The 12,877-nt window shown below is 64.8% G+C and carries 11 protein-coding genes and 1 tRNA gene; 7 read left to right on the top strand and 5 right to left on the bottom strand.

The window, feature by feature from the left end; translation table 11 throughout:
* Positions 1-132: 132 nt before the first annotated feature.
* From smc to ppdK, 3 genes are all read left to right on the top strand, one after another.
* Entirely contained in the window at positions 133-3,597 is a 3,465-nt protein-coding gene (gene smc, locus AC1DDS_RS02490; protein ID WP_477477438.1) for a chromosome segregation protein SMC, read from the top strand.
* Between the two features lie 111 nt (positions 3,598-3,708).
* Positions 3,709-3,855 (top strand): hypothetical protein, encoded by a 147-nt coding sequence (locus tag AC1DDS_RS02485; protein ID WP_310414776.1) that lies wholly within the window; start codon positions 3,709-3,711, stop codon positions 3,853-3,855.
* A 182-nt stretch (positions 3,856-4,037) separates the two neighbouring features.
* Entirely contained in the window at positions 4,038-6,725 is a 2,688-nt protein-coding gene (gene ppdK, locus AC1DDS_RS02480; RefSeq protein WP_477477437.1) for a pyruvate, phosphate dikinase, read from the top strand.
* A 10-nt stretch (positions 6,726-6,735) separates the two neighbouring features.
* On the opposite strand, the gene AC1DDS_RS02475 is transcribed toward ppdK, so the two are convergent.
* Both AC1DDS_RS02475 and AC1DDS_RS02470 read right to left on the bottom strand, forming a co-directional pair.
* Positions 6,736-6,999: a hypothetical protein gene (locus tag AC1DDS_RS02475; RefSeq protein ID WP_477477436.1), complete on the bottom strand. Its 264-nt coding sequence runs from the start codon at positions 6,997-6,999 to the stop codon at positions 6,736-6,738.
* Between the two features lie 72 nt (positions 7,000-7,071).
* Complete coding sequence (locus tag AC1DDS_RS02470; protein WP_477477435.1) at positions 7,072-7,464, bottom strand: hypothetical protein; 393 nt, start codon at positions 7,462-7,464, stop codon at positions 7,072-7,074.
* A 232-nt stretch (positions 7,465-7,696) separates the two neighbouring features.
* Between AC1DDS_RS02470 and AC1DDS_RS02465 the strand changes: the two genes are divergently transcribed.
* Both AC1DDS_RS02465 and AC1DDS_RS02460 read left to right on the top strand, forming a co-directional pair.
* Positions 7,697-8,599, top strand: a complete 903-nt coding sequence (locus tag AC1DDS_RS02465) for a DUF1499 domain-containing protein (RefSeq protein ID WP_477477748.1) — start codon at positions 7,697-7,699, stop codon at positions 8,597-8,599.
* A 129-nt stretch (positions 8,600-8,728) separates the two neighbouring features.
* Positions 8,729-8,980, top strand: coding sequence for a GlsB/YeaQ/YmgE family stress response membrane protein (locus AC1DDS_RS02460; protein ID WP_477477434.1), 252 nt, complete (start codon positions 8,729-8,731; stop codon positions 8,978-8,980).
* Positions 8,981-9,058: 78 nt separating this feature from the next.
* Here AC1DDS_RS02460 and AC1DDS_RS02455 read toward each other — a convergent pair whose 3' ends face one another.
* Both AC1DDS_RS02455 and AC1DDS_RS02450 read right to left on the bottom strand, forming a co-directional pair.
* Positions 9,059-9,976: an MBL fold metallo-hydrolase gene (locus AC1DDS_RS02455; protein WP_477477433.1), complete on the bottom strand. Its 918-nt coding sequence runs from the start codon at positions 9,974-9,976 to the stop codon at positions 9,059-9,061.
* Positions 9,973-10,269, bottom strand: coding sequence for a cupin domain-containing protein (locus tag AC1DDS_RS02450; protein ID WP_477477432.1), 297 nt, complete (start codon positions 10,267-10,269; stop codon positions 9,973-9,975). The genes AC1DDS_RS02455 and AC1DDS_RS02450 overlap by 4 nt, the downstream gene beginning before the upstream one ends.
* A 353-nt stretch (positions 10,270-10,622) precedes the next feature.
* Here AC1DDS_RS02450 and AC1DDS_RS02445 point away from each other — a divergent pair.
* Together AC1DDS_RS02445 and AC1DDS_RS02440 are read left to right on the top strand one after the other, a co-directional pair.
* Positions 10,623-10,697: transfer RNA gene (locus tag AC1DDS_RS02445), tRNA-Gln, on the top strand.
* A gap of 262 nt (positions 10,698-10,959) precedes the next feature.
* Positions 10,960-11,442 (top strand): hypothetical protein, encoded by a 483-nt coding sequence (locus tag AC1DDS_RS02440; RefSeq protein ID WP_477477431.1) that lies wholly within the window; start codon positions 10,960-10,962, stop codon positions 11,440-11,442.
* A 112-nt stretch (positions 11,443-11,554) separates the two neighbouring features.
* On the opposite strand, the gene AC1DDS_RS02435 is transcribed toward AC1DDS_RS02440, so the two are convergent.
* Positions 11,555-12,682, bottom strand: coding sequence for a class II histone deacetylase (locus AC1DDS_RS02435; protein WP_477477430.1), 1,128 nt, complete (start codon positions 12,680-12,682; stop codon positions 11,555-11,557).
* Positions 12,683-12,877 lie beyond the last annotated feature (195 nt).

The following is a 12,877-nucleotide window of genomic DNA, read 5'->3' as shown; positions in this document are numbered from 1 at the left end:
AGAAGGGGCAGAACGGCGCGGCTTTCGCTCCTCGCCCCGCTTGCGGGGAGAGGATGCCGGCAGGCAGGTGAGGGGCAGTGCCAGCCTTCACCGCGCAAGTGGCGGGCATTCCGTCGTCTCCGTGTGCCGCCCATGAAATTCACCAAGCTCCGCCTTCTCGGCTTCAAGTCCTTCGTCGAGCCGACCGAGTTCGTCATCGAACGCGGCCTGACCGGCGTCGTCGGCCCGAACGGCTGCGGCAAGTCGAACCTCGTCGAGGCGCTGCGCTGGGTGATGGGGGAGAACTCCTACAAGAACATGCGCGCGTCCGGCATGGACGACGTGATCTTCTCCGGCTCCGGCAACCGGCCGGCCCGCAACACGGCGGAAGTCGGCCTCTACCTCGACAATTCCGATCGTACCGCACCGGCCGCCTTCAACGACAGCGACGAGATCCAGGTGTCGCGCCGCATCGAGCGCGAGCAGGGCTCGGTCTATCGCATCAACGGCAAGGAGGCGCGCGCCAAGGACGTGCAGCTTCTTTTCGCCGACGCCTCCACCGGCGCCCGCTCGCCCTCGATGGTGGGGCAGGGCCGCATCGGCGAGCTGATCCAGGCCAAGCCGCAGGCGCGCCGGCAGTTGCTGGAAGAAGCCGCCGGCATTTCCGGTTTGCATTCGCGCCGCCACGAGGCCGAACTGCGGCTGCGCGCCGCCGAGACCAATCTGGAACGCCTCGACGACGTTACCTCGCAGCTCGAAAGCCAGATTGACAGCCTCAAGCGCCAGTCGCGCCAGGCGAACCGCTTCAAGATGCTGTCGGCCGACATCCGCCGCCACGAGGCGATGCTGCTGCACATGCGTTGGGCCCAGGCCAAGGAGGCCGAGGGCGAGGCGGAAAGCCAGCTGAACCAGGCAACCTCGCTGGTCGCCGAACGGGCGCAAATGCAGATGGAGGCGGCGAAGGTTCAGGCCATTGCCAGCCTGAAACTGCCGGAACTGCGCGAGAATGAGGCAAAGTTCGCCGCCGCCTTGCAGCGCCTGCAGATTGCCCGCTCGCAACTGGAGGAGGATGCCGGCCGGCTGCTGCGCCGCCGCGACGAGCTGGCCCGCCGCCTGACCCAGCTTGCCGAGGACATTGCGCGCGAGGAGGCGATGGTCGCCGACAATGCGGAAATCCTCGAACGGCTTGCGGCCGAGGAGGAGGAGATCGGCGGCATCCTCGGCGAGGCCGACGACCGTGCGGCGGCCGCGCGCGAGACGATGGACGCGGCTGCGGAAAAACTTGCCGAAAACGAACAGGTGCTCGGCGCGATCACGGCCGAGCGCGCCGAGGCCCAGGCGGTGCGCAACCAACTCGAAAAGACCATCCGCGATCTTTCCGACCGCCGGGCGCGTCTTGCCCAGCAGTTCATGAACCTCGAAGCCGAAATTACTGCCATGGACGAGCGCATCGCCGCCCTTCCTGATCCGGAGCAGAAGCGGCAAGACGTGCAGACGGCCGAAGGTGTGCTGGAGGAAGCAGGCGAGCGGCTCGCCGAAGCCGAAGAGGCGCTGGAGACGGCACGGCTTGCCGAGATCGAGGCACGTCCTCCGGTGGAAGCCGCGCGCGGACAGGTCAATGCCGTCGAAACGGAGATGCGGACGATCCGGCGCATCCTGGAGGCCGGCACGGTCGGCGGTTCCTTCGCCCCGGTTGTCGAGGACGTGCAGGTCGACAAGGGCTATGAGGCGGCGCTGGGCGCCGCGCTCGGCGACGATCTGGACTCACCGGTCGATACCGATGCCCCCGCCCACTGGCGGCTTGCCGGCGATGGCGCCGACGACGCTAGCCTGCCCGATGGTGTCGTGCCGCTGCTGTCCCACGTACGCGCCCCGGCGGTTCTGACCCGCAGCCTGCGTCAGATCGGCATTGTCGCCGACCAGGAGCAGGCGCTGGCATTCCTGCCCGTCCTGCAGCCGGGCCAGCGTCTCGTCACCCGCGAGGGCGCGATCTTCCGTTGGGACGGCCATGTGACCGGTGCGGATGCCCCAAGTGCCGCAGCCCTTCGACTGGCGCAGAAGAACCGCCTTCGCGAGCTGGAACTGGAACTGTCCGAGGCGCAGGACGCGCTTGCCGCGGCACAGCAAGGCCTGGAACTGGCCGCGGCCGCCGCGCGCGCCGAGACACAACGCGTGCAGATGTCGCGCGACGCTCAGCGGTTGGCTGTTCGTGCCCTGGCGGAGGCTCGCGAGGCGCTTGAAGCGGCCGAACGGGCTTCGGGCGATCTGATCCGCCGGCGCGACGTGCTCTCCGAGTCGAAGGTCCAGCTCGAGGGGCAGGTCGAGGAGGCGGCCGATACGCTGGAGGAGGCGCGTGGGGCGCTCGAGGACGCGCCCGATGTCGCGGCTCTCGACCTGCGGCTTTCCACGCAGACGGCCGCTGTCGCCACCGATCGCGCCGCACTTGCCGAGGCGCGTGCGCTTCATGACGGCCTCGCGCGCGAGATGGCCGAGCGCCAGCGCCGGCTGACGGCGATCGCGAGCGAGCGCGACACCTGGCGCAACCGTGCCGCCAATGCCGAGCGCCACATCGCTTCGCTGCGGGAACGCGAAGCAGAAGCGCAGGACGAGGCCGAGCAGATCGCCGAGGCCCCCGAGGAGATCGAGGAAAAGCGCCGCTCGCTGATGAGCGAACTTGCCCGGGCCGAGCAGGCCCGCCGCGTCGCCGCCGATGAACTGCAGGCGGCGGAAAACCGCCAGCGCGAAGCCGACCAGGTCGCCGCCACCGCGCTGTCGCAACTGGCCGAGTCCCGTGAGAAGCGCGGCCGCGCCGAGGAGCGCCTGGTCTCCGCCCGCGAGCGCCGCGTCGACGGCGAGGCGCGCATCCGCGAGGCGCTGCATTGCGCCCCGCACGAGGCGCTGAAGCTTGCCGAGCACCCGCACGACAAGCCCTTGCCGGATCCGCGCGAAACCGAACTCGAGCTTGACCGTCTGAAGATCGAACGCGAGCGGCTGGGTGCGGTGAACCTGCGCGCCGAGGAGGAGCAGAAGGAGCTTTCGGAGAACCTGCAGGCGATCGTCACCGAGCGCGAGGACATCATCGAGGCGATACGCAAGCTGCGTTCGGCGATCCAGAGCCTCAACCGCGAGGGTCGCGAACGCCTTCTGGCCGCCTTCGATATCGTCAACGCCCAGTTCCAGCGCCTCTTCACGCATCTCTTCGGCGGCGGCACGGCGGAACTGCAACTGATTGAGAGCGAGGATCCGCTCGACGCCGGCCTCGAAATCCTCGCCCGCCCGCCGGGCAAGAAGCCGCAGACGATGACGCTGCTGTCCGGCGGCGAGCAAGCGCTGACGGCGATGGCGCTGATCTTCGCCGTCTTCCTGACCAACCCCGCGCCGATCTGCGTCCTCGATGAGGTGGACGCGCCGCTCGACGACCATAACGTCGAGCGTTACTGCAACCTGATGGACGAAATGGCTGCCTCCACCGAGACCCGCTTCGTCATCATCACCCACAATCCCATCACCATGGCCCGCATGAACCGCCTGTTCGGCGTCACCATGGCCGAGCAGGGCGTGTCCCAACTCGTCTCCGTCGACCTGCAGACCGCCGAGCAACTGCGCGAAGCCGTTTGATTTCCAAGCCAGCGCTATTCGATCTCCGTGCCCGCTTTGGCGTGTCCGGAACAAATGCAACCTGCCTCGCGTTGACGTTAGGTCGAGCCGAACGGGACCGAGGGGACAACCATGAGCAAGAATGCCCTCTACATGATCATTGGTGCGCTCATCGTCGTGGTGGCCGGCTTCTCCTATTATGCCTATCAGCAAGAGAAGCAGCCCGATGGCGTCGAGATCAGGGTCGGCAAGGACGGACTGTCGATCCAGGAAAAATGACGCCTTCCGGTGGTGGTTTTTCGCCGAAACATGCAAATTGCGATCTTGCATGTCGTCTTTGATGCTGCGGCGCCGTTGCAATTTTGGTGCATTGCAACAAATTGTCGCCGGCACTCCGTTTCCAATGCGTGTCATATGCTATAAATCTGTCACAGTAGACTGTTTCGGGGTGGAGAACAGCAATGCAGAAGTGGGTTTACACCTTTGGCGGGGGAAGCGCCGAGGGCCATGCCGGCGAGCGCAATCTTCTCGGCGGCAAGGGCGCCAATCTCGCCGAGATGTGCAATCTCGGCCTGCCGGTGCCTCCCGGACTGACGATCGTCACGACTGCCTGCACCCACTACTATGAAAACGGCCGCGCCATTCCTGACAGCCTGAAGGAGGAGGTCCGTTCCGGCATCCGCCGGATGGAGGAGATCACCGGTCGCACCTTTGGCCACAACGAGCGGCCATTGCTGTTGTCGGTCCGCTCCGGCGCACGCGCCTCCATGCCCGGCATGATGGACACGGTGCTCAACCTCGGTCTCAACGACGAGACGGTGCAGGCGCTCGGTCACGACGCCGGCGATGCGCGCTTCGCCTGGGACAGCTATCGCCGCTTCATCCAGATGTACGGCGACGTCGTCATGGGCCTCGACCATGAAGTCTTCGAGGAAATCCTCGAGGATGAAAAGGCGCGGCTCGGACACGAGCAGGACACCGAGCTCTCCGCCGTAGAATGGCAGCACGTGATCGCCCGCTACAAGGAAACGATCGAGGAGGAACTGGGGGAAAGCTTCCCGCAGGATCCGGAGGTGCAGCTCTGGGGCGCGATTGGCGCGGTCTTTGCCAGCTGGATGAACGCCCGCGCGATCACCTATCGCAACCTGCACAACATCCCGGCCGACTGGGGCACGGCGGTCAACGTCCAGGCGATGGTGTTCGGTAACCTCGGAAATTCCTCGGCCACCGGCGTTGCCTTCACCCGCAATCCCTCGACCGGTGAAAACGCGCTCTATGGCGAATTCCTCGTCAACGCGCAGGGCGAGGATGTCGTCGCCGGCATCCGCACACCGCAGAACATCACCGAAGAGGCCCGCATCGCTTCCGGCTCCGATAAGCCGTCGCTGGAAAAGCTGATGCCCGAGGCCTTCGCCGAGTTCAACGAGATCTGCAAGCGCCTCGAGGGGCACTACCGCGACATGCAGGATCTCGAGTTTACGATCGAGCGCGGCAAGCTCTGGATGTTGCAGACGCGTTCCGGCAAGCGCACGGCCAAGGCCGCGCTGAAGATCGCCGTCGAGATGGCGGAGGAGGGGCTGATCAGCAAGGAGGAGGCGGTTGCCCGCATCGACCCCGCTTCGCTCGATCAGTTGTTGCATCCCACCATCGATCCGCGCGCGCGCCGCGACGTCATTGGCGCCGGCCTGCCTGCCTCGCCGGGTGCGGCAACCGGCGAGATCGTCTTCACCTCCGAGGAGGCGGTCCACGCGGAGGACGAGGGTCGCAAGGTGATCCTGGTTCGCGTCGAGACGAGCCCGGAGGACATCCATGGCATGCATGCGGCCGAAGGCATCCTGACGACCCGCGGCGGCATGACGAGCCACGCGGCCGTCGTTGCCCGCGGCATGGGCACGCCTTGCGTTTCGGGTGCCGGCACGCTGCGTGTCGACCTGCGCAACGAACTCTTGATCGCGCAGGGCGTGACGCTGAAGAAAGGCGATATCATCACCATCGATGGTTCGTCCGGCCAGGTGCTCAAGGGCGCGATCCCGATGCTGCAGCCGGAGCTGTCCGGTGATTTCGGCCGCATCATGGAGTGGGCGGACGCGACCCGCCGCATGAAGGTGCGGACCAATGCCGAGACGCCGGCGGATGCGCGTGCGGCGCGCTCCTTCGGGGCGGAGGGCATCGGCCTTTGCCGTACCGAGCACATGTTCTTCGAGGACGAGCGCATCAACGTGATGCGCGAGATGATCCTAGCCGAGGACGAGGCCGGGCGGCGGGCAGCCCTCGCAAAGCTCTTGCCAATGCAGCGTTCGGATTTTGTCGAACTGTTCGAGATCATGCACGGCCTGCCGGTGACGATCCGCCTACTCGATCCGCCGCTGCACGAGTTCCTGCCAAAGACCGACGAGGAAATCGCCGAGGTCGCGTCCGTCCTTTCCTTCGATCCGGCGGAACTGCGCCAGAGGGTGGATGCGCTGCACGAGTTCAATCCGATGCTCGGCCACCGCGGCTGCCGTCTGGCGATCTCCTATCCGGAAATCGCCGAGATGCAGGCCCGCGCCATCTTCGAGGCCGCCTGCCTGGCTGCCAAGGATACGGGCGCTGCCGTCGTGCCGGAAATCATGGTGCCGCTCGTCGGCCTGAAAGCCGAGCTCGATTTCGTCAAGGAGCGCATCGAGGCCGTCGCGAAGGAGGTGATCGCCGAAGCCGGCGTCAGTCTCGAATATCTCATCGGCACGATGATCGAACTGCCGCGCGCCGCTCTTCGGGCGCACGTGATTGCCGAATCGGCCGAGTTCTTTTCTTTCGGCACCAACGACCTGACACAGACGACGTTCGGCATCTCGCGCGACGACGCATCGGCGTTCCTGTCGACCTACCTGCAGAGGGGCATTGTCGAGCGCGATCCGTTCGTCCAGCTCGACTTCGACGGGGTGGGAGAACTCATCCAGATCGCCGCCGAGCGCGGCCGGCGGACGCGCAACAATCTCAAGCTCGGCATTTGCGGCGAGCACGGCGGCGATCCGGCGTCGATCCACTTCTGCGAGGAGGCGGGGCTTGACTACGTCTCCTGTTCGCCGTTCCGCGTGCCGATCGCACGCCTTGCGGCCGCACAGGCGGCTTTTATCGGGCGGAAATCGGCGGGCGGATCGAACGGCTGACGAAGGCCGCTCACCACCAGCCTGGACCCGGACCGTACCAGGGGCGATACCAGCCGAATTCGACGGCCGTTTCGACGCGTCTGGCACGCGCGTTGGCGCTGCGGTCGAGGTCGATGCGTTGCAGGCAGTTGGCAAAGGCGGTCGTGCCGCGCCTAAATCCATAATCGAGGCATTGTTGCTCGTCGGCGGCGCGTTGCTGCTCTGGCGTTATCGTCTGGCAACCGGTGAGGACCGCGGATATTGCGGCAAGCGCAAACAGGACCTCCACGCGCATCCCAACCTCCGTCGTGAGCGTGGCATCGCTTCTACCCGAAGAGATATAGCGGTGGCGATCGCGTCTGCAAGTTCACTGCATGCGCTCGAGGACGCCCACAAACGAATCGGCGAAGTTCTTTAGCCCGCTGGTCGCTTCGCTAGGGTCCTCGACGCGAATTCCCGTGCCGTCGGCATCGAGAAGCGCAAAGACGATCTTCATGCCGTTGCCGTTTGCCTCGGGTATACGCAGCGCCGCGACGCGCTGGCAGTCCTCGGCGAGACCGGAGGCCGGCAGGTCGAAAAGGAACTCGCCATCGAGCGACTTGGCGGCGCGGCGCACCGCCTCGGAAAATCCGTCCTGCTCGGTGGCAAACCCGTCGAGCGACAGTTCCAATTCGATCAGTTCAAGCGGAAGGGCAGGCTCGCTAGCGGGGGGAGGCAGGGCCAGACGGACGTCCTGGCCAATCATCGATGTCGATGCCATACAGTATTCTCCTTTTGCCCGCCCACCGGGAAAATCGTTAACGAGCGTGTCATTTTTGCGGCACACAAGGAGATTCGGCTCCTGGCGATCCTGTCCACCGAATTCGGGTCGCAGTCGATCACGGCCGGATCGCGCATTGACGTTGCCGTTGCGAGAGAGTTGTTTGTTGCCGTGCTTTGCGTCGTCAGCCTTTGGGTGGTGCGCGGGCGGAGAAGAGGAGCGGCCAATGGCAATGGTCATTCGATACGAGCGGCCCCATTCCCATGCGGCGCACTGGGCGCGCCGCATGGCGTCCTTTGCGCTCGTGCTTTTTCTCGCCGCTGCCTTGTCGCATCGCTTCGGGCCGCTGACGACGCCGCATTTCCTCGCGCTTGCCGGCATCGCTGCCGGCCTTGCGTTGTGTGCCGTCCTGCTCGCCGTCACCGGACTGGTGCGGCTGTGGCGGGTTGGCGCGCGTGGCGGCAAGGCAGCCTTTGCGGCGCTCCTGTTAGCGGCCCTTCCGCTCGGCGTGGCCGGCTATGCCGTCCAGGCCTATTTCACCCGGCCGATGATATACGACGTAACGACGGATCCTTACGCGTCGCCCCCCTGGCTGAAGGTGCCGCTTGCCAACCAGGACTTTCTGCCGCGGCCGCCGGTGACGGTGAGGGACCGGGAGGTCCAGGATGCGGCCTATCCGGGCTTGACGGGCCGCCGCTACGAGGGGGCGCTCGACCGCGTTCTGCAGGGGGTGCGCAAGGTTGCCGAGGAACAGGGCATCGTCTTCACCGAGGAAAGCGGGATGGAGAACGTGATCGCTGATCTGGAGGACCTCGTGGTCAAGCCGGAGGCAGACAAGTCCGGAGAAAGCGAAATCGCCGTCGTCCCGGTCCCTTCGGAGCGTCCGGTCGAACAGGGGCTGCTGCCGAACAGCGGCGGGCCGAGCGACGTGCTGTTGCAGGGCGAGTGGCGTTCGCAGTTGTTCGGCTTCCGTTTCGACGTGTCGATCCGACTGCGCGAGGAGGAGGAGACGGCGCTCGTCGACATGCGAGTTGCCTCGCGCTACGGTCCGCATGACCTTGGTCTGGGAGCCGCTTTCGTGGAGCGCTATCTGAAAGCGCTCGACGCAGAGCTTCTCGGAATTGCCGGCGACTAGCGAAGTGCCATGACCTCACCGGCACCCTTCGGCTTGGTTGCGGTGCGACGATGCCGGAGCGAGCGCGGGGCATTGACGCCCCTGCAATGCGCGCTATCCTAAGTTGATCTTCAACCGAGGGCCGTGCACATGGAAAACGCAGGCGTTGGCTGGATCGCCGCCATCATCATCGGCGGCATTGCTGGATGGTTGGCCGAGATGTTCATGAAGTCGCAAATGGGCGTGTTCATGAATATCGTGCTCGGCATTGTTGGTGCCTTTGTCGCCAATCTGCTCTTGAACCTGATCGGCGTGAACCTCGGGGGATGGGTCGGCTACCTGATTGCCGGCTTCATCGGCGCTTGCATCCTGATCGCGGTCGCGCGTGCGGTCAGGCGCTAACGAGATATCCGAAGATACAACGAGCGACCTGAACGATCGCGACCCGCTTTGGCGCGGGATGGGGCCCGGCCGCGCCACTCATCCGGGCAGGTAGAGGCTCTTCAGCGACGGTGGACCCTCGGTGACAACTTCGCCGCGCTCGACGAGGTCCTCCAGGTGCGCAAGCACGGAGAGGGCCGCAGCCCCGTGCAGGCGCGGGTCGGTGTCCTTGTAGATCGCCTTCACCATGTCGGCGATCTGCCGGTCGCCCTTGCGGATCCGTTCCTTTACCGCCCGCTCGCGCATCTTGCGGTGCGTGCGCAGGCCGCGGAGGAATGCGGCGGGTTGCAGAACTGGACCGCCATGGCCCGGCAGGTAGAGCCGGTCGTCGCGCTCGAGCAGCATCTCCAGCGAGGCCATGTAGTCGGCCATGGCGCCGTCCGGCGGCGCCACGATCGACGTGGCCCAGGCCATGACGTGATCGGCGGAAAAGAGGATGCCGGTGTCGCCGAGCGCGAACGCGGCATGATTGGCGGTATGGCCGGGCGTCAGAAGCGCCGTCAGCGACCAGCCGTCGCCGATGACGCGCTCGCCGTGGGAAAGCGCAAGGTCGGGCAGGAAGTCGGTGTCGGAGCTTTCGGCGAACGGATTGGTCTCGCCGGCATGGAGCGGTCGCGCCGCCCGATGCGGTCCTTCGGCGACGATCAGCGCGCCCGTTTCCGCTTTCAGCCGGCGGGCGAGGGGCGAGTGGTCGCGATGGGTGTGGCTGACGGCGATATGGGTGACCTCGCGGCCTCTCAGCGCCTTCATCAGCGCCTGAAAATGCGCCTCGTCATCAGGGCCGGGATCGATCACGGCGACCGAGCGGTCGCCGACGATATAGCTGTTCGTGCCGTGGAAGGTGAACGGCGAAGGGTTGTTGACAGTGATGCGCTGCACATGCTCCGCCACCGGCACGGCCTGGCCGTACGCCGGCTGGAATTCGAGATTGAAGGCGGGTGCAGCGGACTTTTTCACTTGTACTCGATCTCGATGAAGCTCATCGGCTCGTCGCCGCCATTGACCACATTGTGGGCCACGCCCGCCTCGCGGCGGTAGACGACGCCGGCCGGCCGATGCACGCGGTTCGTACCGCTCTCGTCCTCGATCAAAAGGTGGCAATCGGTCATCGGCACGACCACGTAGCCGAGCCCATGCACGTGATGGCCGGTATCGGCGCCGGGCTCGAAGTCCCAGCGGGTGACACGCACGACCGCGTCGTCGAGAAGCAGGGTGGGCATGGCGGGCGGGCGGGCGCGGAACTGGCTCATGATCTCTCCATTGCAATTGCTGGCACGCCCATGCACGTGGCGGCGCGCGCGGCGGCGACCTTAGCGCATAACCACGATGACCGGAATCGATTTCCGAGGCAGAAGCGGGCGCAGATTCAAGTCGTTATCGCCATTCATGCCGGCCCGGCCATCTCCCGCCGAAACGCGCCTGCCGCAGTGTCATTGTCGGACGAAGAAGCCGGTGCAGCGCAACGACAGCGGACACGACCGCGCAGCCAGCAACGCAGCAAGGCTCACCGAAAAGAAACTTGGGCAGATGGCAACTTAAGGATTGTCCGCCGGGATGAGCTTTGCTATCAGGCTCCCGCTTGGCGGGCACATGGCCCGCGCGTTGGGGCGTAGCCAAGCGGTAAGGCAGCGGTTTTTGGTACCGCCATCCCCTGGTTCGAATCCAGGCGCCCCAGCCACCCATTTTTCATCAATGAATTCAGCGGCATATGACGTGGTTCGCGCCTCGATACGTGCCGCATTCAGTGCCTTAATCGCGCTTCAGCGGGCGGAGTTAAATCTGTTGAGGAGTAACGAAGGCCATATCACTCAAGCCTGTCTTTTCAATATTTACGAGCGCGCTGGCACAAATGACAGCGAACAAGAATTCGGAAATGGAGCTTTAGATTGTTTGGTTGGCTAACCGGTCGAAGGAAGCGCGAGCAGGAATTGTTTCAGGCCATGACCCAAGCATGGTCAGCAGGCAATGCGCGCTCACAAATCAGGGCTGCATTGTCCACTCTCGGTGCTCAAGTGGATGGGCAGAAAGACGATACCGATTTCGCATCAGATGCGGTCTATGAATTGGTATCAAGAATTGTGGAGCAGGGCGGATCGCGTACTGCGGAACTGTTGTCGTCGAACAAGAAGGTTTACATGACGGCCATCTTTCTGATGACCGCAGCGGACCATTATAGTCGAGTACTTAACGCCCGTTTCGAAGATGTTGGAATGGTCGCGCAGGCTGGGCTTATGCCAATGAAATTGGTTATGTCCGACGCAAAGTTTTCCCATACACTTTTCGTGAACTTTAGTATCGATAATCCGCAGGCAATCATGGCGATTGGTCAAGGTATTGCCGAATGGACAAATGCCCCTACGCCGGACAATTTTGAAAAGCTGGTAAAAATGTTTGCAGTCTTTGCGAGTGCTGTCAAAGATTGAGGAACCAAGGGACCGGAATTTAGCGACCGGAGTGCCGTCCCTGCGTTTAAACGCGGGGACGGCCTGGGCGGGCATCGCCCCACCACTAATCGGGTAGGGCGCTTCCCTTCACTCAAAACCTGTGCCCGTCGAAAACCTCGGCCATCCGGTCGATGGTGGCGATCTGGTAGGCGGTGAAGTCCGGGTTGGGCTGCTGGAAATCGAGACGGACCGCCAGCGGGTCGGGCGCGACGATGGTGGAGCCTGCGAGGGTGGCGATCACCGCGTGGCCGCAGAACGGCACATGCGCCTCCGAATAGCCGCCCTCGTGCACGAGCAGCAGCCTGCCGCCGCACAGCGCATCGACGGCCTCCATGGTCATGCGGGTCATGTCCGCGAAGGTTTGCGCAGACGCCATCATCCGCGACAGCGGATCGACGCCGGAGGCGTCGAAGCCGCAGGCGACGACGATCGCATCCGGCCGGTAGCGCTCGAGCGCCGGCAGCACGATGCGCCGGAAAGCGTGCAGGTAGCCGAGGTGGCCGGTTCCCGGCAGCATCGGGATATTGATGTTGCAGCCTTCGCCCTTGCCCTGTCCGCGGTCCGCGACCCGGCCGGAATCGCGCGGATAGCAGTTCTCCTGGTGCAGCGAGATCGTCAGCACATTGGCGCGGTCATAGAAGATCCCCTCGGTGCCGTTGCCGTGGTGGACGTCCCAGTCGATGACGGCGATCCGCTCGGCCCGCTTCTCGGCGAAGGCCGCCTCGACGGCGATGGCGATGTTGGCGAGCAGGCAGAAGCCCATCGGCTTGTCCGGCAGGCAATGGTGGCCGGGCGGGCGCGACAGTGCATAGGCATTGCGCTGGCGGCCCGACAGCACGCTGCGCAGCGCACCGGTGGCGAGCCCCGCCGAAAGGGCCGCGATCTCATAGCCGCCCGGTCCGAACGGCGTCCGCTCGCCGAGTTCGCCGCCCTTGTCGTCCGACAGCCGCTTGAAGGCCTCGAGATAGGCGGCGGGATGCACGCGCCGCAATTCCTCCTCGCTCGCCACCGGCGCGGACGACACCGAAAGTTCGTCGATCAGGCCGGTGACGCTCAGGAGGTTCTTGAGCCGACGCTTGGTTTCCGGGTTTTCCGGCAGTCCGCCGGCCGCGAGCGGCTGGACGAGGCCGCCGACGGGCGCGATGAAGGCATAGCTGCCCCCCGAGTGCCAGAAGCATTTCTCATCCCACCAGAAACCGGTTTGCATTGCTGAGTTCACGTGCCTGTTCCCTGCGTTCGATTCTTTGTCGCACCCGTTGCATAGCATGGGGCAAGGAATCGGTCAGGCGGCTATTTTTGGCATCCGGGCGCGGCGGACGCCTCCAGCTTCGTCAGGCGTGTCTCGAAGCCGGGGAGCATTCTTCGATACTACCGGCTGCTGACGATCCCCGGATTACGGGGACCGTCCGGTTCA

The organism is Mycoplana sp. 10N416, from assembly GCF_056394765.1.
Note: the sequence above shows the minus strand (reverse complement) of the source record. Positions and strands in the feature narration are given on the sequence as shown.